This window comes from Brevundimonas sp. NIBR11 (assembly GCF_027912535.1).
Classification (GTDB): domain Bacteria; phylum Pseudomonadota; class Alphaproteobacteria; order Caulobacterales; family Caulobacteraceae; genus Brevundimonas.
The window spans coordinates 2,905,956-2,925,461 of sequence record NZ_CP115465.1 but is presented as its reverse complement, the minus strand read 5'-3'; the positions used below and the strand labels follow the sequence as shown (position 1 = coordinate 2,925,461).

General features: G+C 67.4%; 20 protein-coding genes. 8 read left to right on the top strand and 12 right to left on the bottom strand.

Going from position 1 to position 19,506, the window contains the following annotated elements:
• The first annotated feature begins 4 nt into the window (after nucleotides 1-4).
• From leuS to holA, 3 genes are read left to right on the top strand one after another with little or no spacing between them, the layout of a single operon-like run.
• Complete coding sequence (gene leuS, locus O5O43_RS14675) at nucleotides 5-2,593, top strand: leucine--tRNA ligase (RefSeq protein ID WP_271084640.1); 2,589 nt, start codon at nucleotides 5-7, stop codon at nucleotides 2,591-2,593.
• A complete protein-coding gene (gene lptE, locus O5O43_RS14670) occupies nucleotides 2,594-3,076 on the top strand; it encodes an LPS assembly lipoprotein LptE (RefSeq protein ID WP_271084639.1) in 483 nt (160 codons plus the stop codon).
• Complete coding sequence (gene holA, locus O5O43_RS14665; protein WP_271084638.1) at nucleotides 3,073-4,125, top strand: DNA polymerase III subunit delta; 1,053 nt, start codon at nucleotides 3,073-3,075, stop codon at nucleotides 4,123-4,125. Before lptE ends, holA begins: the two co-directional genes overlap by 4 nt.
• 137 nt (nucleotides 4,126-4,262) lie before the next feature.
• Here holA and O5O43_RS14660 read toward each other — a convergent pair whose 3' ends face one another.
• From O5O43_RS14660 to hemE, 11 genes are all read right to left on the bottom strand, one after another.
• Nucleotides 4,263-4,442, bottom strand: a complete 180-nt coding sequence (locus O5O43_RS14660) for a hypothetical protein (RefSeq protein WP_271084637.1) — start codon at nucleotides 4,440-4,442, stop codon at nucleotides 4,263-4,265.
• Between the two features lie 24 nt (nucleotides 4,443-4,466).
• Nucleotides 4,467-5,351, bottom strand: coding sequence for a ParB/RepB/Spo0J family partition protein (locus tag O5O43_RS14655; protein WP_271084636.1), 885 nt, complete (start codon nucleotides 5,349-5,351; stop codon nucleotides 4,467-4,469).
• A 21-nt stretch (nucleotides 5,352-5,372) separates the two neighbouring features.
• On the bottom strand, nucleotides 5,373-6,188 hold the full coding sequence (locus tag O5O43_RS14650; protein ID WP_271084635.1) for a ParA family protein: 816 nt from the start codon (nucleotides 6,186-6,188) through the stop codon (nucleotides 5,373-5,375).
• A gap of 1 nt (nucleotide 6,189) precedes the next feature.
• Nucleotides 6,190-6,771: a 16S rRNA (guanine(527)-N(7))-methyltransferase RsmG gene (gene rsmG, locus O5O43_RS14645; RefSeq protein ID WP_271084634.1), complete on the bottom strand. Its 582-nt coding sequence runs from the start codon at nucleotides 6,769-6,771 to the stop codon at nucleotides 6,190-6,192.
• Between the two features lie 47 nt (nucleotides 6,772-6,818).
• Entirely contained in the window at nucleotides 6,819-8,687 is a 1,869-nt protein-coding gene (mnmG, locus tag O5O43_RS14640) for a tRNA uridine-5-carboxymethylaminomethyl(34) synthesis enzyme MnmG (RefSeq protein ID WP_271084633.1), read from the bottom strand.
• Between the two features lie 83 nt (nucleotides 8,688-8,770).
• A complete protein-coding gene (mnmE, locus tag O5O43_RS14635; RefSeq protein ID WP_271084632.1) occupies nucleotides 8,771-10,066 on the bottom strand; it encodes a tRNA uridine-5-carboxymethylaminomethyl(34) synthesis GTPase MnmE in 1,296 nt (431 codons plus the stop codon).
• A gap of 136 nt (nucleotides 10,067-10,202) precedes the next feature.
• The gene (locus O5O43_RS14630; RefSeq protein ID WP_271084631.1) at nucleotides 10,203-10,436 is read right to left on the bottom strand and encodes a DUF6489 family protein; all 234 of its coding nucleotides are present in this window, start codon (nucleotides 10,434-10,436) and stop codon (nucleotides 10,203-10,205) included.
• 48 nt (nucleotides 10,437-10,484) lie between these two features.
• A complete protein-coding gene (gene rho, locus O5O43_RS14625; RefSeq protein WP_271084630.1) occupies nucleotides 10,485-11,930 on the bottom strand; it encodes a transcription termination factor Rho in 1,446 nt (481 codons plus the stop codon).
• Nucleotides 11,931-12,146: 216 nt separating this feature from the next.
• A complete protein-coding gene (locus O5O43_RS14620) occupies nucleotides 12,147-12,611 on the bottom strand; it encodes a CopD family protein (RefSeq protein WP_271084629.1) in 465 nt (154 codons plus the stop codon).
• Nucleotides 12,608-13,654, bottom strand: a complete 1,047-nt coding sequence (hemH, locus tag O5O43_RS14615) for a ferrochelatase (RefSeq protein WP_271084628.1) — start codon at nucleotides 13,652-13,654, stop codon at nucleotides 12,608-12,610. The genes O5O43_RS14620 and hemH overlap by 4 nt, the downstream gene beginning before the upstream one ends.
• 1 nt (nucleotide 13,655) lies before the next feature.
• Nucleotides 13,656-14,693, bottom strand: coding sequence for a uroporphyrinogen decarboxylase (gene hemE, locus O5O43_RS14610; RefSeq protein ID WP_271084627.1), 1,038 nt, complete (start codon nucleotides 14,691-14,693; stop codon nucleotides 13,656-13,658).
• Between the two features lie 506 nt (nucleotides 14,694-15,199).
• Here hemE and O5O43_RS14605 point away from each other — a divergent pair.
• The 5 genes from O5O43_RS14605 to dnaQ are packed head-to-tail and all read left to right on the top strand — an operon-like array spanning nucleotide 15,200 to nucleotide 18,850.
• Entirely contained in the window at nucleotides 15,200-16,060 is an 861-nt protein-coding gene (locus O5O43_RS14605) for a pyruvate, water dikinase regulatory protein (protein WP_271084626.1), read from the top strand.
• The gene (locus O5O43_RS14600; RefSeq protein WP_271084625.1) at nucleotides 16,057-16,653 is read left to right on the top strand and encodes a Maf family protein; all 597 of its coding nucleotides are present in this window, start codon (nucleotides 16,057-16,059) and stop codon (nucleotides 16,651-16,653) included. The genes O5O43_RS14605 and O5O43_RS14600 overlap by 4 nt, the downstream gene beginning before the upstream one ends.
• Complete coding sequence (locus tag O5O43_RS14595) at nucleotides 16,650-17,480, top strand: shikimate dehydrogenase (protein WP_271084624.1); 831 nt, start codon at nucleotides 16,650-16,652, stop codon at nucleotides 17,478-17,480. The genes O5O43_RS14600 and O5O43_RS14595 overlap by 4 nt, the downstream gene beginning before the upstream one ends.
• Nucleotides 17,477-18,118 carry a dephospho-CoA kinase gene (gene coaE / locus O5O43_RS14590; RefSeq protein ID WP_271084623.1) on the top strand — a complete coding sequence of 214 codons (642 nt, stop codon included), beginning with the start codon at nucleotides 17,477-17,479 and terminating at the stop codon, nucleotides 18,116-18,118. The genes O5O43_RS14595 and coaE overlap by 4 nt, the downstream gene beginning before the upstream one ends.
• Nucleotides 18,119-18,124: 6 nt before the next feature.
• On the top strand, nucleotides 18,125-18,850 hold the full coding sequence (gene dnaQ / locus O5O43_RS14585; RefSeq protein WP_271084622.1) for a DNA polymerase III subunit epsilon: 726 nt from the start codon (nucleotides 18,125-18,127) through the stop codon (nucleotides 18,848-18,850).
• A 3-nt stretch (nucleotides 18,851-18,853) separates the two neighbouring features.
• Here dnaQ and secB read toward each other — a convergent pair whose 3' ends face one another.
• Nucleotides 18,854-19,348 (bottom strand): protein-export chaperone SecB, encoded by a 495-nt coding sequence (gene secB / locus O5O43_RS14580; RefSeq protein WP_271084621.1) that lies wholly within the window; start codon nucleotides 19,346-19,348, stop codon nucleotides 18,854-18,856.
• Nucleotides 19,349-19,506 lie beyond the last annotated feature (158 nt).

Here is a 19,506-nt window from a genome sequence, read left to right as displayed (position 1 = left end):
TCCCGTGTCCGCCTCTCCGACCCGCTACGATCCCAAGACCGCCGAACCGCGCCAGCAAGCGCGCTGGGCCGACGCGAACGCCTTCGTGACGAAGGATACGGGCCGCAAGAAATACTATGTCCTTGAAATGTTTCCCTATCCGTCGGGGAACATCCACATGGGTCACGCCCGCAACTATGTGATGGGCGACGTGGTCGCGCGTCACAAGCGGGCCCAGGGCTATGACGTCCTGCACCCCATGGGCTGGGACGCCTTCGGCATGCCCGCCGAGAACGCCGCCATGGAGCGGGGCATCCACCCCAAGGGCTGGACCTACGACAACATCGCGAACATGCGCGCCCAGCTGAAGCTCTTGGGCCTGTCGCTGGACTGGTCGCGAGAGTTCGCCACCTGCGACCCCGAATACTACGGCAAGCAACAGGCCTGGTTCCTGGAGCTGTATCGGCGCGGCCTGGTCTATCGCAGGGACGGCGTCGTGAACTGGGACCCGGTCGACAACACCGTCCTGGCCAACGAACAGGTCATCGACGGCCGCGGCTGGCGCTCGGGGGCCCTGGTCGAGAAACGCAAGCTGAACCAGTGGTTCCTGCGCATCACCGACTATGCCGACGACCTGATCGATGGGCTGCAGACGCTGGAAGGCCGCTGGCCCGACAAGGTCCGGCTGATGCAGGAGAACTGGATCGGCAAGTCCAAGGGCGCGACCCTGTGGTGGGACGTCGTCGAGGTTCCGGAGGCTCTGGCGGGAGGTCCCGCCGACGGGCCGAACCACGCCCACGATCCGATTGAGGTCTACACCACCCGCCCGGACACCCTGTTCGGCGCCAGCTTCATCGCCCTAGCCCCCGACCATCCCCTGACCAAGGCCATCGCCGAGCACCGCCCGGACGTCGCCGACTTCATCAAGATCTGCGCCCAGACGGGCACCAGCGAAGCCGACATCGAGAAGGCCGAGAAACTCGGCGTCGATCTGGGCGTCCGCGTCCAGCATCCGTTCGACCCGGCCCAGACCCTGCCGGTCTGGTCGGCGAACTTCGTGCTCTCGACCTATGGCTCCGGCGCCATCTTCGGCTGCCCTGCACACGACCAGCGCGATCTGGATTTCGCCCGCAAATACGATCTGCCGGTCACCCCGGTGGTGAAACCGGACGACGCCGACACCATCGAGGTCGGTAACGAGGCCTATACGGGTCCTGGCCGGATCTTCAACTCCCGCTTCCTGGACGGCATGGACGTCGAGGCCGCCAAGGCTGCCGCCATCGCGAAGATCGAGGCCCTGGGCCAGGGCAAGGGCGCGACCATCTACCGCCTGCGCGACTGGGGCGTGTCGCGCCAGCGTTACTGGGGCTGCCCCATCCCCATCGTCCACTGCGCGTCCTGCGGCGTCGTCGAGGTCCCGGCCGATCAGCTGCCGGTCATCCTGCCCGACGACGTGACCTTCGACGTGCCCGGCAATCCTCTAGACCGGCACCCGACGTGGAAGCACGTCAAATGCCCGTCCTGCGGCGCGGATGCGGTGCGTGAGACCGACACCCTGGACACCTTCGTCGATTCCAGCTGGTACTTCGCCCGCTTCACCGATCCCAACGCCGACGCCCCGATCAACAAGGACGCGGCCGACCGCTGGCTGGCGGTCGATCAGTATATCGGCGGGGTCGAGCACGCGGTGCTTCACCTGCTCTACGCCCGTTTCATCACGCGCGCCCTGTCCGACGCCGGCATGCTGTCGGTGAAGGAGCCCTTCGCCGGCCTGTTCACGCAAGGGATGGTCGTCCACGAGACCTACAAGTCCCAGAACGGAAACTGGCTGGCCCCCGATCAGGTGGAGAAGCGCGACGGGAAATGGGTCGACATCGAACTGGGCCAGCCCGTCATCGTCGGCGACGTCGAGAAGATGTCGAAGTCCAAGAAAAACGTCGTCGCCCCTCAGGAAATCCTGGAGACGCATGGCGTGGACGCCGGCCGCCTGTTCGTCCTGTCCGACTCACCGCCCGAGCGCGACGTCCAGTGGACCCCCGGCGGGGTCGAGGGCGCCAGCCGCTTCGTCCAGCGGGTCTGGACCCTGTTCGACAGCCATGACGCCGCCGCCGCCGGCGATCCGGCGCGCGACGCCGCCCTGCTGAAGGAGACGCACAAGGCCATCAAGGCCGTGTCCGAGGGCGTCGAAGGCTTCCGCTTCAACTCCGCCATCGCCAAGCTCTACGCCTTCGTCGCGACCCTGCGCGATTTCGGGGGCGCGTCCGGTGCGGCGCGCAAGGAAGCCCTCTCGGCCCTGGCCCGTCTGGTCGCGCCGTTCACTCCCCACGTCGCCGAGGAAGGCTGGAGCCGGATCGGCGAGGCTGGAATGGTGCTCGACGCCCCCTGGCCCGTCTACGACCCGTCCCTGGCTGCCGACGACGAGGTCGTCCTGCCCATACAGATCAACGGCAAGCGCCGCGGCGAGATCACGATGCCGCGCGGGGCGGACGCCAAGGCCGTTGAGGCCGAGGCGCTCGCCAACCCCGCCGTTGTGGCCTATCTGGACGCCAACTCGCAATCGATCCGCAAGGTGATCGTCGTGCCCGACCGCATCGTCAACCTGGTGGCCGGCTAAATGTCGGCCCGCGCGCTGTCAGCCCTTGCGGCCGCCTCCCTGCTTCTCGCGGGGTGCGGGTTCACGCCGCTGTATGGCGATGCGGGCGGGTCTCCGGCCCTGACGCGGATTTCCGTAACGACCCAGGACGACCGCCTCGGCTACCGGCTGCGCGAGCAGCTGGAGGACGCCCTGGGCTGGGATCGTTCGGCCGCGCCTCTCTACCGGCTCGAAACGACCGTGGAGCAGAACCGCCGCCCGCTGGGCCGCCGGATCGACGACACGGCTACCCGCTATGAGCTGACCGTGCGCGGCGAATGGACCCTGACGCCGGTGTCTGGCGGCGCGCCCCTGACCGGCCGGGAAGCCGTCACCACCACCTACGCCGCCGCCGACCAGCCCTATGCCGCCATCGCGGCCCAGCAGGACGGCGAGGACCGCGCCGCCGCCGAACTGGCCCGGCTGATCCGGATGGATCTGATGCGGGCCCTGTCCACCCAATGATTCTCGCCAAGCGGCCCGAGGTGGACCGCTTCCTGGCGAAGCCCGACGCCGGAATCCGCGCCGCCGTCATCCACGGCAAGGACCGCTCCGGCGTCGCCGAGCGCGCCGAGATCCTGTGCAAGGCCATCACTCCCGACCTGAATGACCCGTTCAACGTCACCCTCCTGACCGACTCCGACATCGACGGCGACGAAGCCAGGCTGGAAGAGGCCCTGACGGCGCTGTCCATGATCGGCGGCCGGCGCCTGGTCCGCGTCCGTCTGGGCGGCGACAAGGCCTCCGTCGACAAGATGCTGGCCGGGGCGTTGAAGACCCACGCCGAGGGCCTGTTCAACCCCGACTGCATGCTGGTGGTCGAGGCCGGAGCGCTGGGCCGCGACTCCGCCCTCAGAAAGGCCGCCGAGGCCGGCAGGGGCTCCGTCGGCATCGCCTGCTACGAGGACGAGGCCGGCGACATCGCGCGCATGACCCGCGAGGCCCTGGCGGAGGACAAGGTGGGCCTGACCACCGATGCCCTTCAGGCCTTCGTCGCCCGCCTGCCCCGCGAACGCGGCCTGATGCGTCAGGAGATCGAGCGCCTCGCTCTCTACGTCGGCCCCGGCTCGGGCCGAACCATCGATGTCGAGGAGCTGGAGGCCCACCTCGGGGTCGAGGCCGACGCCTCCCTGTCGGACGCTGCCTTGCAAGCCTTCGGCGGCCGGGCCGCCCCGGCGCAAGGCGGCCTGCGCCGCGCCTTGGCGGAGGGCGAGAGCGCCGTCATGGCCGTCCGCTCCGCCTCCATCCACCTCGGCAAGCTCCGCCGCATCAATGTGCTGCAGGCTAATGGCGCGGGGGCCAAGGAGGCCGCCAAGGCCGCTGGCGTCTTCTGGAAACAGGAGAACGAGATGCTTCGTCAGGCCCGCGCCTGGCGTCTCGAAGAGCTCGACGTCGTCCAGGACAGCGTCAACATGGCCGATGTCGCGACCAAGACCACGGGCATGCCCGAACACCTGATCGCGGAGCGCCTTCTGCTCGAGATCGCGGCTCGCGCCCGACGGTTAGGGCTGTAAACTAGCCGAACTCGACCAAGTGCAGTTTTCTGCACAGATTGGCATAGCCGGATTGATCGAAATCACCAGCTTTCCGCAGTCATTGCGAAATCACCACGAACTAGTCGGTGTGCAGATCGACCGGCATTCACCGCCGATCAGCCCCGCTTCGAGGCCTTCCTGAACGCAGGCTTGGCCATGGCCGCGCTCTTGTGAGCGGCGGCCTTTTCCGGGTGCTGACCGGGCTTGAACGCCGGTCCGCCGGGCTTTCCGCCCGCCTTCTTCGCCGCGAGGACGCGTTTCAGGGCTTCGGCGGCGGTCTCAGGCGTATCGGTCATGCCCGACAGTACCACAGTCCGTGATCAGGCGCGCATCAACCGACGGCAGAGGTCGTCAAGCTGCTCCAGATCGGCGTAGGAGAGCGTCAGCTCGCCTTTCCCGCCCCTGTCGGCCAGCGAAACCTTCAGCCCAAGAGCATCCGTCAGGTCCTGCTCCAGCGCCGCGATGTCCGGCGACGGGGCGACAGGCGCGGCCTTGGCGGCTTTAGGCTTGTCCTCCCCCTGCGACTTGCGGGCCAAAGCCTCGGTCTGGCGGACGTTCAGCCCCTGATCCACGATCAGTTCGGCCAGCGCATCCGGGTCCTTCGCCGTCAGCAGGGCCCGCGCGTGACCGGCCGAAAGCCGGCCCTCCAGCACATGGCTTCGAGCCCCGGGCGTCAGCTGGGTCAGGCGTAGGGTGTTGGCCACATGGCTGCGCGATTTGCCGACGATGCCGGCCACCGCGTCCTGCGTCCGGCCGAACCGCTCCATCAGGACGCCGTAAGCGGCGGCCTCTTCCAGCGGGTTCAGATCGGCCCGTTGGACGTTCTCGATGATGGCGACTTCCAGCACTTCCAGGTCGTCCATCTCTCGGACGATGATCGGCACCTGGGTCAGGCGGGCGGCTTGGGACGCGCGCCAGCGGCGTTCGCCGGCGATGATCTGCCAAAGCCCGTCTTCGCCCGGCTGCTGCCGCACCAGGATCGGCTGCAGAACCCCCTTGTCGCGGATCGACTGGGTCAGTTCCTCGTGGTCTTCTTTGGTGAACAGCTTGCGCGGCTGATCCGGATTGGGCTTCAGGCTCTCGATCGGCACGGACATGACGCCCGTCGGCAGCGGGGCGCCCGGAGCGACCGACACGGCCTCGACGACCGGCTCACCCATCAGGGCGGACAGGCCGCGTCCCAGACCTCTTTGACGTTCAGACAAACTCTTGATTCCGTATGATTATCAGGCGGCGAGACGGCGGCGCTCACGCCCCACCACCTCCTTGGCGAGGCGCAGGTAGGCCTGGCTGCCCGTACATTTCAGGTCATAGATGAGCACAGGCTTGCCGAAGGACGGCGCCTCCGACACCCGGACGTTCCGGGGGATCACGGCCTCATAGACCTTGTCCCCGAAGTGGGCGCGGACGTCGGCGGCCACCTGTCCCGACAGGGCGTTGCGACGGTCGTACATGGTCAGAACCAGACCCTGGATTTCGAGAGTCGGATTCAATGATTGACGCACCATGTCGATGGTCTTCATCAACTGCGTCAACCCTTCTAGGGCGAAGAACTCGCACTGCAGCGGGACCAGAACGCCGTCGGCCGCGGCCATGGCGTTCAGCGTCAACAGGTTCAGCGACGGCGGGCAGTCGATCAGCACATAGTCATACCCGGGCCGACCGTCCGCCGTCTGATTCGAGAGGGCGTCCCGCAGGCGATAGGAGCGCCGATCAGCTTGCGACAGCTCGATCTCGACCCCCGACATGTCGGCATCGGCCGGGATGATTTCCAATCCGGGTACGGCCGTCCTGACCGCAGCGTCATGCACGGACCGGCCGTCAACGATCACGTCATAGATGGTGATACGGCGTGTTTCACGTGGAACACCCAGGCCGGTGCTGGCATTGCCCTGTGGGTCCATATCCACAATCAGGACCTTCTCGCCGATGGCCGCCAGGGCCGTGCCGAGGTTGATCGCGGTCGTGGTTTTCCCCACACCGCCCTTCTGATTGGAGACCGCCAGCACGCGCGGTGTCTTCTTCAGGTATGGCTTTGTCATACTAAGCACGTTGCTGCTGGCCACGGGATCTCAGGCTCCGGACTGTCACGATTCGACCCCGCGGGTCGCTGCGCGAGACCGATAGCTCGGCTTCGACATGCCAAGTTTTGGACGCCTCTTTCAACTCCGCCGCGGCCTTCTCTCCCTTGAGAAACAGACCTTGTGCACCGCGCAGGAGATAGGGCTGTGCATAACCGAACAGCTTCTCCATCGGCGCGACGGCGCGTGCAGTCACGACATCGACCTTGATCGCCTGCTCCTCGGCTCGGCCCCAGACGACGGTCGCTGGCAAAGCCAGCTCATCGACAACGGTCTGGAGGAATCGGCAGCGCTTCTGCAGGGAGTCGATCAGCCAGACATGGGCGTCCGGTTTCCCCTTCGACAGACTGGCGAGAACCAGACCGGGGAAGCCGGCGCCGGCGCCAAGATCGGCCCAGGTCCGGGCGAACCCGGCCTTGTCCAGCAGCTGAGCCGAGTCCCACGCGTGACGGTTCCAGAAGTCGGGAATGGTGTCTGGCCCGACCAGGTTCATGACGTCATTGCCCTCGGTCAGCATCTCGAGGAAGCGTTCGAGCTCGCCCATCCGCTCCGGCGCGGCGCCGGTCAGGGCCTGGAATTCGTCAGCGGTCATCAGGCGGCGACCGCAGACTTCTTCACGTGAGACAGCAGGGCCGTCAGGGCGCCGGGGGTCACCCCCTCGATCCGCCCGGCCTGGCCCAAGGTGCGCGGCCGAACCAGAGACAGCTTCTCCCGCACCTCGTGCGACAGGCCGCCGATCTCCGCGTAGTCGAGATTGGCCGGAAGGGTCAGGGCCTCCTCGCGGCGCAGGGCCTCGGCGTCGGCGGTCTGGCGATCCAGATAGCCGGCGTAGCCCGCGTCGATCTCGACCTGTTCGCGCACGGCCGGGGTCCAGTCGCGGATCTCGGGATGGGCGGTCTCGAAGGCGGTCAGGGTCACGCCCGGATAGGCCAGCAGATCGCGCATCGACCGGCGCTGACCGTCGGCGTTGACGGCGATGCCGAGGGCCTGGGCCTCGTTCGGGGTGTAGCGGGTATCGCGCGCCAAAGTCGTGGCCTCAGCCAAAGACGCCGCCTTGGCCTCAAAGGCGGCGCGGCGTTCCGACGAAACGATCCCAGCCTCGATCCCGAGCGGTGTCAACCGTTGATCTGCGTTGTCGGCGCGGAGAGTCAGTCTGTACTCGGCCCGGCTCGTGAACATGCGGTAGGGCTCGGTCACACCGCGTGTGACCAGATCGTCGATCATGACGCCGATATAGGCTTGGTCCCGCCTCAGAACGATTTCAGCCGATCCGGCGGCGGCGCGAGCGGCGTTCAGGCCGGCGATCAATCCTTGAGCGCCCGCCTCCTCATACCCGGTCGTCCCGTTGATCTGACCTGCAAGATAGAGGCCCGGCCGGCGCTTGACCTCCAGGGCGGGGCTCAGCTCGCGCGGATCGACGTAATCGTATTCGATCGCATAGCCGAAGCGGAACACCTCGACCGATTCCAAGCCCGGCATGGTGCGGAGGAAGGCGAGCTGGGTCTCCGGCGAGACTGAGGTCGAGATACCGTTCGGATAGACGGTCGGATCGTCCAGACCCTCGGGCTCCAGGAAGACCTGGTGCGAGGTCTTGTCGGCGAAGCGGACCACCTTGTCCTCGATCGAGGGGCAGTAGCGCGGGCCGACGCCGGTCGCCTTGCCCCCATAGACGGCGCTCTCGCCGAGATTGGCGGCGATGATGGCGTGGGTCTCTTCCGTCGTCTGGGTGATGCCGCAGGCGATCTGGGGCACGTTCATCCGGTCAGTCAGGAAGCTGAACGGCACGGCCTCGGCGTCGGCCTCCTGCATTTCCAGCCGGTCCCAGGCTATGGTGCGGCCGTCGAGACGGGCGGGGGTGCCGGTCTTGAGGCGACCCATCTGCAGGCCGGAGCCATAGAGGTCGGCGGCGAGGCCGGTCGAGGGCGCCTCGCCGTGACGGCCGGCGGGAATCCGCTCGTCGCCGCGATGGATGACGCCGTTTAGGAAGGTGCCGGTCGTCAGGACCACGGCCCCGGCGCGCAGTTCGACGCCATCGCCTGTTGTGACCCCGACGACGCGGTCGCCGCTCGATATCAGGCCGTCGGCCGTCCCAGCCATCAGGGCCAAGTTGGGATAGTTCGTTAGTTCGGCCTGCATGGCCTCACGATACAGGCGGCGGTCGATCTGGCTGCGGGGTCCGCGCACGGCGGCGCCCTTGGAGCGGTTCAGCAGACGGAACTGGATCCCGGCCTTGTCGCCGAGCCGGCCCATCAGGCCGTCCAGGGCGTCAATCTCGCGCACCAGATGACCCTTGCCCAAGCCGCCGATGGCCGGGTTACAGCTCATCTCGCCGATGGTTTCGAGTTTTTGAGTGAGCAGGAGGGTGCGGGCGCCGGCGCGCGCCGCGGCGGCCGCGGCCTCGCACCCGGCATGGCCACCGCCGATCACGATGACATCGAAAGAGAACGGGGTCGAAGGCATGGGCGGGGACTTAAGGGAAAATACGTCGAAACACCACCAACGGACTGTTTCACGTGAAACAAGAAATGGGTCGGCGGGCCGGACTACTTGCCGATGCAGAAGGTGGAGAAGACCTCGCCCAGAATATCCTCCACACCGATCGCGCCGGTCACTCGAGCAAGCGCATCGGCTGCCCGGCGGAGATCGTCACCTGCCAGCTCCGGCGCGCCTGTCAGATGGCTGCGAGCAAGCCGCACCGCTTGGACAGCCTCCACAAGACGGCGGCGGTGACGCTCGCGGGTCACGGCCGGAAAGTCTGCGCCGGAAAGATCGCGCGCAAGGCGGTCCGCCAAGGCATCCTGCAGCGTCTTCAGCCCCTCGCCGGAAACCGAACTGACGCGATGGCCGCCGTCCGCCGATACGCCGAGATCGGCCTTCGTCCAGACGACGAAATCCCCGGGTCGGAAAAAGTCGGCCGCGGCGCCTTTCGGATCGCCGGGCGCACGGACCCAGAGACGCAGGTCAGCCGCCTCGGCACGGGCGCGCGCCCGGCGGATCCCCTCGGCCTCGACTACGTCGTCGCTCTCGCGCAGGCCCGCCGTGTCCGACAGGGTGACGGCGTAACCGCCGATGATCAGATCAGCGTCGAGTACGTCGCGCGTGGTCCCGGCGATGGGGGTGACGATGGCGGCCTCGCGCGCGACCAGCGCGTTGAACAGCGCGGACTTGCCGGCGTTGGTCTCGCCAATCAGGACGATGCGATAGCCCTCCCGCACCCGACGGCCGCGCTCGGCGTCGGCGAGCGCGGCGCTGAGGTCGGCGGTCAGGGCGTCCAAAACGGGACCCGCCGTCTGGGCCAGATGGCCGGGCAACTCCTCGTCCGGGAAATCGATCTCTGCCTCGACAAGGGAGAGCGCCTTCAGCAGATCGCGGCGGAACCCGGCGAAGGTCTGGCTAAGGGCGCCGTCGAGCTGGCCCAGAGCCTGGGAGGCCTGGGCCGAGGTTTCGGCGTCGATCAGGTCGGCGACGGCCTCGGCCTGGGTTAGGTCCATGCGTCCGTTCTCGAAAGCCCGGCGAGTAAACTCGCCTGGGTCGGCGGGGCGGAGACCGAGGGCGATCAGCGCGGAGGAAACGGCGTCGATCACAGCCCGACCGCCGTGCAGGTGGAGCTCGGCGCAATCCTCCCCCGTGTAGGAATTAGGGCCGGGAAAGCGGAGAACGAGGGCCTGGTCGAGGATAGCGTCGTCGTGACGCAAGGTGCGAAGCGAAGCGAGGCGCGGCTTCAGGTTTGGCGCGCCGAGGGCGGTAAGCGCGGTGTCCGTCTTCGGGCCGGAAAGACGGAGGATGGCGATGGCCCCGCGACCCGGAGGGGTGGCGAGGGCGAAGACTGTGTCGGTCATGGGGTCTGTCTCCCCTCCATGATATGGGGAGGTGGCTTGCGGCGAAGCGAAGAGAAGGAGGGGCTCTTCGTGCACCCAGAAGCCCTCCACCACCTCGTGGTCCCCCTCCCCACCGCGTGGGGAGGCGACGTGAGGGTCACTTCTGCGTCGTGACCGCCGCCTGCATGAGCTGGCGGAACTGATCCTGGGCGGCCATGCCGAAGCTGGCCCAGTTCTTCATCAGCTCTTCAGGCTGCATGGCGGACATATTCGCGTCCATCCGCCTTTGCATCTCGGCGACGAGATGGTCGTTCAACGGCGCGACATCCGGTAGGCCCAGGAAGGCCCGAGCTTCCGCCGGGGTGCACTCCACTTCGACGTTGACCTTCATTTCGCTCTCCCTGTTTCACGTGAAACATCGGCCGATCCGGCCGTACCGTTAGGTATTCATCGACTGGAAGAAGTCGCTGTTGTTCTTGGACTGGCGCAGCTTGTCGAGCAGGAACTCAATGGCATCCTGCGGGCCCATCGGGTTCAGAATGCGACGCAGGACGTAGGTCTTGGTCAACTGGTCCTTCGGCGTGATCAGCTCCTCCTTGCGGGTGCCGGACTTCAGCACGTCGATGGCCGGGAAGATGCGCTTATCGGCGACCTTGCGGTCCAAGACGATTTCCGAGTTGCCGGTGCCCTTGAACTCTTCGAAGATCACCTCGTCCATGCGCGAGCCCGTGTCGATCAGGGCCGTGGCGATGATCGTCAGCGAACCGCCCTCCTCCACGTTGCGCGCCGCCCCGAAGAACCGCTTGGGTCGCTGCAAGGCGTTGGCGTCGACGCCACCGGTGAGGACCTTGCCCGACGATGGGACGGTGGCGTTGTAGGCGCGGCCGAGACGGGTGACCGAGTCCAGCAGGATCACGACGTCCTTCTTGTGCTCGACCAGGCGCTTGGCCTTTTCGATCACCATCTCGGCGACGGCGACGTGGCGGGTAGCGGGCTCGTCGAAGGTGGAAGCCACGACCTCGCCCTTCACGGTGCGCTGCATGTCGGTGACTTCTTCCGGGCGTTCATCGATCAGCAGGACGATCAGCGAAACCTCGGGGTGGTTGGCCTCGATCGACTTGGCGATGTTCTGAAGCATGACCGTCTTGCCGACGCGCGGCGGGGCGACGATCAGGCAGCGCTGGCCCTTGCCGAGCGGGGCGACGATGTCGATGACCCGGCCCGAACGATCGCGCAGGGTCGGGTCCTGGATCTCCATGGTCAGCCGCTCGTTCGGATAGAGCGGGGTCAGGTTGTCGAAATTGACCTTGGTTCGGACCGTCTCAGGGTCCTCGAAGTTGATCGTGTCGACCTTGAGCAGGGCGAAGTAGCGCTCGCCCTCGCGCGGGCCGCGCACCGCGCCGTGGACCGTGTCGCCCGAGCGCAGGCCGAAGCGGCGGATCTGGGACGGCGACACGTAGATATCGTCCGGACCCGGAAGGTAGTTGGCATCCGGCGAGCGCAGGAAGCCGAAGCCGTCCGGCAGCATCTCGAGGGTGCCGGAGGCGATGATCTCGACCTCCTCGTCGGCCAGGGTCTTGAGGATGGCGAACAGCAGATCCTGTTTGCGCAGGTTCGAGGCGTTCTCGATCTCAAGCTGTTCGGCGAAGGCGACCAGCTCCACCGGGGTCTTGTCGTTCAGTTCCTGCAGGGTGATGCGGCCCGACGGGACGACGGGTTCGCCCTCTTCTTCGGCCCCCTCTTCCTCGGCGATGTCGCCGATGTCGGCGGCCACGTCGGCGTCGTTCGCACCATCGGACTGGGAGGTGTCAGCGACGTCTGAGGCGTCGCCGTCCACGGCGTCGATCTTGGTGTTGTCTTCGGGGGTGTCGGTGACGTCGGTCATGTCGGAACTCGGGTCTCATGCGCTCGTCGCCCGGCGTCGAGGGACGTCAGGCGCGGTCGTCGGGAAGGTTTGGCCTTTCGGCCGAAGGGAGGGCGTCGGGTCCGAAGGCGGCTGAAGAGCTCGGCGATCGGTCGGCGCAAAGAGAAGGGCAGCGCCGCGAACGACGCCTCGGGTCAGCGGAACCACATTCCGCCCGGTTCGGTCAAGCGTCGCGGATCAGAAGGTCCACTCGGTCGTGACGGACAGCACCATGATGATCGCCAAGAGGAAGGGAACTTCGTTGGTCATGCGCCAGAAGCGGCCGGTCTTGGTCGACGTCCCGGCGGCGATCTTCTTGCGCTCGGCGGCGAGGAAGCCGTGCCAGCCGGCCAGCAGGAAGACGCCCACCAGCTTTGTCACCATCCACGGTTCGGCGAGGAAGGCGGCGCCCCGCATCTGGACGTCCAGATGGATCAGCCAGAGCCCGAAGACGAAGGCCAGGATCATGGCCGGGTTGACGATAATGCGCAGAAGCCGGGCCTGCCACAGGCGCAAAAGAGTCTGCATCTCCGACTTCAGCGGTTCGGCCTTGCCGTTCTGCTCGGCGTCGTAGGCATAGAGCCGGGGCAGGAAGAGCATGCCGGCCATCCAGGCGATGACGGCGAGAATGTGAAGGCCTCGGGCCAGATCGTACATGGTCACGCCGCCTCAGCCTGGAAGGGGCAGGCCTTGTGACGGGCCTGACAACCTGGACCATAGGGCGCCGAGCCCGTCCGGCCCAGCGCGTCGACGACCGCCCCCGCCAGGGCCTCGATAAACGGCTCGGCCACGCCGACCGCGGGCGCGCGCAGATAGGGGTGAAGGCCCGCTTCGTGAGCCAGTTCGCCGTATTCGATGTCCAGCTCGACCAGGGTCTCGATGTGTTCTGAGACGAAGGCGATCGGGGTGACCACTACCCCGACCCCGTCGGCGGCGGCCTGCCGGATCGTATCGGGCGTGGAGGGGCCCAGCCATTTCAATGGCCCGACCCGGCTCTGGTAGCAGAGGGTCCAGTCCGTGAGACCGATGGTTTCGGCGACGGCCGCGACGGTGCCCTCGATCTGCTCCTGATAGGGATCGCCTTTCGCGACCAGCTTCTCGGGAATGCCGTGGGCGGAGAACAGAACGCGCATCGGACGGCCTGGATGATCGCGTTCGGCTTCCATCAGTTTGGCCCGAACTCCCTCGGCCTGCGCCTCGATCCAGCCGGCGGCCCGGGGATAGCAGCAGACCGTCCGCGAGCGGCCCGGACCTGAATAGGCGCTCTTCCAGGCCTTGAGCGACGACTGGGTCGTCGTCGTCGAGAACTGAGGATACAGCGGCAGGAGCACCACCTCGTCCGGTACGAAGGCGGCGACGTCGCTGGCCGTCTCGTCCGTCAGCGGATGCCAGTAGCGCATGGCGATGAAGCTCTTCACCGCGTCGCCCGGCAAAACGGCCGCCAGACGGGCGTCCAGCGCCGCCATCTGCTTCTTCGTTTCGGCCTTCAGGGGCGAACCGCCGCCGGCGTCCATCATCGCGTAGTTGGCCTGGGCGCTCTTCTCGCGGCGCGAAGAGATCAGCTTGGCCAGCGGTGTCCGTGCGAAACCGGGCAGTCCGATGATGGCCGGGTCGTTGAACAGGTTGAACAGAAAGGGTCGCACGGAAGCCGCGTCGTCCGGGCCGCCGAGATTGAACAACACCACCGCGATACGCCGACCGCTCATCCTACTGCGCTCCCAACCGCTTCAGCACCCTCTCGACATGGTCGATCGGCACGTCGGGCAGGATGCCGTGACCGAGGTTGAAGATCCACGGCCCCTCACCCCAGGCCTCCATCAACCGATCGACGCGGGCATCCAGAGCCTTGCCGCCGGCGCGCAACAGCAGGGGATCGAGCGCGCCCTGGATCGGCTTGATCTTCTGCACCTCACGGCCCCGCTCCAGCGAACAGGCGGTATCCAGCGCCACGCCCTGGACATCGACCTCGCGGGCATAGCGTTCGGCATGCAGGGCCGAGCCGCGCGGGAAACCGATCAAGGGGACGGTGACGCCCAGCTCACGCACGCGGGCGACCAGCTTCTGGTGCGGCTTCATGACCAGCCGCTCGAACAGGTCGTCGGGCAACCCTTCCGCCCAGCTTTCGAAAATCTTCAGGGCGTCGGCGCCGGCGTCGGCCTGCATCTTCAGATACCGAGCCGTCGCCTCGACCAAGGCGTCCAGAACCGCATCGACCTTCTCGGGGTCCGCATAGGCATAGGACCGGGCCGTCGCCCGCTCGCCCTTGCCGATCGTGTTGTGGTGGCCGTCCAGCATATAGGTCGCCACGGTCCAGGGCGCCCCGGCGAACCCGATCAGCGCCCGCTCCGGCTCCAGCTCGGCGCGAACCCGGCTGAGCGTCTCGCCGACGTGGTACAGATGCGACCCGGCGGCCTCGGCCTTTTCCAGCATCGCGCCCGGCGACGGCATGAGGCCCAGCTTCGGCCCCTCCCCCGTCTCGAACCACACATCCTGTCCCAGCGCCTGGGGGATCAGCAGGATGTCGGCGAAGACGATGGCCGCGTCGAAGCCGAACCGGCGCATCGGCTGCATCGTCGCCTCGGCCGCCATCTCCGGGTTCAGGCAAAAGGCGATGAAGTCCGGCGCCTGGGCCCGCAGGGCGCGATACTCGGGCAGGTATCGACCCGCCTGACGCATGAACCAGATGGGCGGGCGGTCCAGGGTCTCGCCCTGAAGGACCCGGATCAACGAAGGCGTGATGCTCATGACCCCGGCTCTACGAGGATGGGCGCATCCCCTCAACCCCACGCCCTACCTCTTATCCTGATCAGAATCTTAGAAAGGTTTGAGGAAGCAGGCAGGGGCCGGGACGGCGGGGATGAATCGACGCCGATCCCCACGCCGAAACCCCTTGTCCCGAAGCCGCCCCGGATCGTGCGACGGCCGGATGACAGCCTGTGGAAACCGGGCAAAACCCTTAACAAACCCTTAACGGCCGGGCGCCCGGCCAGGCGTTTGACCTGAGGTTGGCTTGGGGGTCGTTTACCTTTCATTAAGCATTTCCCCAGTGGTTCCGGTGAAGGTCTGGGTCGGCTGGATAATCCGGGGCCGGATCGTCGGCGTCCTCCACCATCGTCCCCGCTCGCCGGGCGGCGAGGCGCGCGCTATAGGTTTCGGCGCCCGGCCCAAGCCGGTCGGCGCCCACCCCGATCCACAGGATTCATCACCATTCGCACGTCGCAGATCATGGTTTCCCTCGGCGGGGTCCCGGCGTGAGGCCGGCGGGGGCGTCGCGGCTGGCGACCTATTTCCATGTCCATCTGGTCTCGGACTCGACCGGCGAGACCCTGAACGCCATGGCCAAGGCGGTGACGGCCCGTTTCGACGGCGTCATCCCGATCGAGCACATCTACGCCCTGGTCCGGTCGGACAAGCAGATGGAGCGGGTGCTGGCCGAGGTGGCGGCCGCGCCGGGCGTCGTTTTGCACACCATCGTCGATCGTGACCTGAGGGCCCAACTGGAAGAGGGCTGCCGGACGCTGGACATGCCGCACATCGGGGCGCTGGATCCTCTGGTCGGGGCCCTGTCACGCTATCTGGGCGCGGCCCTGTCGACCCGGGTGGGGGCCCAGCACGCCCTGGACCACGACTATTTCAACCGCATCGGAGCCCTGGACTACGCCATGGCCCACGACGACGGTCAGGGGACGGCCGAACAGCTGGAGGGGGCCGATGTCGTCCTGGTCGGGGTGTCGCGCACGTCCAAGACCCCGACCTGCATCTATCTGGCGCACCGGGGTGTTCGCGCCGCCAACGTGCCGCTGGTGCCCGGTCAGGAGGATGGAGAACGGCTGGTCGGGCTGAAGAACCCGCTGATCATCGGCCTGACCGTTTCACCGGACAGGCTGGTCCAGATTCGCCGCAACCGGCTGGATGGATTGAACGCCACCCACGCCTCCAACTATGTGGAGCCGGACGCCGTGCGCGAGGAGACGATCAAGGCGCGGCGGGCCTTCGAGCGACGCGGCTGGCCGACCATCGACGTCACCCGGCGCTCGGTCGAGGAGACGGCGGCGGCGATCCTGAACCTGCTCAACGAGCGGCGGACCCACAGGATGGGGGCCTCCTGGTGACCGACCAAAGGCTAATCCTCGCGTCCCGCAGCGCCGCCCGTCGCGCCATGCTGACCGGGGCGGGCGTCCCCTTCACCGCGCTCGACGCCGGGGTGGACGAGGACGCCATCAAGACCTCGCTCGCCGGCATCGACCCGGCTGAACTGGCGCTGGAGCTGGCGCGGGCCAAGGCGCTGGCGGTCTCCCGTCACGATCCGGAGGCCTGGGTGCTGGGCTCGGACCAGACCCTGGATTCCCAGGGCGGCATGATCTCCAAGGCCCGCGACCTGACCGAGGCCCGCCATCGTCTGCGCGGGATGAGCGGCCACACCCACCATCTGAACTCGGGCGCCGCGCTCGCCATCAATGGCGCGGTGGTCTGGTCGGGCGTCGATACGGCGCGGATGACGATGCGACGCTTCTCCGACGACTTCCTCGACGCCTATTTGGAGGTCGAGGGCGAAGGCCTGTTGGGCTCGGTCGGCTGCTACCGGCTGGAAGGCATGGGATCTCAGCTCTTCGACCGGGTCGAGGGCGACTATTTCACCGTCCTCGGCATGCCTCTGTGGCCTGTGCTGAACGAGTTGCGCCGGGTCGGCGTGATCAGAACATGAGCCGCGCGCGCATCACCGGCGCCGTGAAGGTCGGCGGCATCGTCGGCCATCCGGTCGCCCATTCGCTGAGCCCCGTCATCCACAACGCCTGGATCGAGGCTGCCGGCCTGGACGCCGCCTATGTCGCCTTTGCGCCCAGCGACCCGGCGGGATTCGAGGCCTTGGTCGCCGCCGGGCGAGCGGGTCTGCTTGCCGGGGTCAACGTCACCGCCCCGTTCAAGGAACAGGCTTATCGCCTGGCCGATACGGCCTCGGAGACGGCGCGGGACAGCGGCTCGGCCAATATCCTCGCCTTCCGGGACGGTCAGGTCCGGGCAGACAGCGCCGACGGCCTCGGTCTGCTGCGCGCCTTGCAGCAACAGGCTCCGAACCTGTCGCTGGCCGGATCGCCGGTGGTCATGCTGGGGGCCGGCGGGGCCGCCCGCGCCGCCGCCGCGACCCTGGCCGGCGCCGGCGCTCTGGTCCGCATCGTCAACCGCACTCGCGACCGGGCCGAGGCCCTGGCCGCCGATCTCGGTGGATCGGTCACGGTCGCCGATGGTCCGGCGGCCTTCGACGGTGCGGCCCTGATCGTCAACGCCCTGAGCGTCCGGCCCGAGATCGACCTGGCGACGCTCGATCCGGCGACCACGATCATGGACATGACCTACAAGCCGGTCGTCACCCCCTTCCTCCAAGCCGGACGCGACGCCGGTCTGGGGACGGTGGACGGTCTGGCCATGCTGATCGGCCAGGCCGGACCGTCGTTCGAGGCCATCTTCGGCGTCGCCCCGCCCGATCTAGATCCCCGCCCGATCCTTCTGGCCCATCTTGGAGAGACGGCGTGATCCTTCTGGGCCTGACCGGCTCGATCGGTATGGGCAAGTCCACGACGACGGCCATGTTTGCGGAACTCGGCGCCGTGGTCTGGAACGCCGACGACGCGGTCCACGCCCTCTATGCCGAGGGTGGCGCGGCGGTCGAACCGATCCGCAAGGCCTTCCCTGGCGTAGTCGTGGACGGCGCCGTCGACCGCACGCGACTGGCCGAGGCCCTGGGCCGCGATGACACGGCGTTCAAACAGCTGGAAGCCATCGTCCATCCGCTGGTCGCCTCGGGACGCGCCGCCGATCTGGACGTCGCGCGAACGAACGGCGCGAAGCTGGCCGTCCTGGACATTCCCCTGCTGTTCGAGACCGGGGGAGACAAGGCCGTCGACGCGGTGGTCGTCGTGTCCGCCGACCATGAAACCCAGCGCAGCCGCGTCCTCGCCCGCCCCGGCATGACCGTCGAGCGGTTCGAGGCGATCCTCGCCCGCCAGACCCCCGACGACGAAAAGCGTCGCCGCGCCGACTTCGTCATCGACACCGGCCGGGGTCTGGACGCCGCCCGCGCCCGGGTCGCGGAAATCGTGGGGATCGTTCTGGCTCCAGGCTGGAAACGCCCGGTCCGAACTCTTTCGCCCGCCGACAAACGCCCCCATTAGAAGGGCATGACCCGCGAAATCGTCCTCGATACGGAAACTACCGGCTTCGATCCCCGCACGGGCGACCGGCTGATTGAGGTCGGCTGTATCGAGATTCTCGACCTGTTGCCGACGGGCCGGACCTTCCACCGTTTCGTCAATCCCGAGCGGCCGATCCCGCCGGATGCGACGCGGGTACACGGCATCACCGACGAGAAGGTCAAGGACGCGCCCAAGTTCGCGGAGATCGTCATCGACCTGGCGGACTTCATCGGCGACGCTCCCGTCATCGCCCACAACGCCCAATTCGACCGCAACTTCATCGACCATGAGTATGGCCGCTGCGGCCATCCGCTGCTGCACGAGAACCGCTGGATCGACACCCTGCAGCTGGCCCAGAAGGTGTGGCCGGGCATGCCCAATTCGCTGGACGCCCTGTGCAAACGCTACAAGGTCTCGCTGGCCGACCGCTCGTTCCACGGCGCCCTGATCGACGCCCGCCTGCTGGCCGAGGTCTATCTGGAACTCAAGGGCGGCAAGGAGCGGAGGCTGGACCTGTCCAGTGCGCGCCAGACCCAGGCCGCGGCAGCCCATGCGGCGGCCGGCGGCTACGGGCCGCGCCCACGGCCGCTTACGCCGCGCATCCATGCGGAGGAGGCGGAGGCGCATCGCGCCTTCCTCTTGGCCACTCTGAAGGACCGGTCGCTGTGGGCCGGCTACGGGCTCGAGGTCGTCGAGCCCGCTGCTCAATAGGCCTTAGGCCGCGCCGCCCTGCTGCGCCTGCTGCTGCTGGCGCGCGATATAGATGCCGGCGAAGTCGATCGGGTCGACCATGAACGGCGGGTAGAAGCCGGCGTCGGCGGTGGCGCGGCTGATGATCTCGCGCGCATAGGGGAAGAGGTAGCGCGGGCATTCGACCAGCAGCATGGCCTCCATGTCCGCCTCGGCCACGCCCGTCACCTGGAACAGGCCACCGTACAGCAGCTCGACATGGAACACCGAGGCGCTTTCCAGCGACGCCTTGACCGACAGCTTCAGGTCCACTTCGAACAGGCCATCGGGGCGACCCGTGGCGTTCAGCTCGACGCCCATGTCGATCTGGGGCTTGCCGTCGATTCGCAGGCTGTCGGGGGCCCGCGGGTTCTCCACCGACAGGTCGCGCACGAACTGGGCCAGGATGCGGAAACCGGGGCCGGCGGGCTGTTCGGTGGGGGTGGCGCCGTTGGGGTCGGCGGGCGATACGTCGGTCATGGAAGCGGAGCCGTTCAAAAGGGCGGAAAAGCGAGGCGCCGCGACTAGCATCCGGTAGACCCTATCGCAACTTTTTGGGGCGCTATCGCTCGCGGCGCGGCCGCTCGCTTCCTGAGCGCAGATCGCGGCGGCATGTCGCGACCCGCCGGGGATGCGAC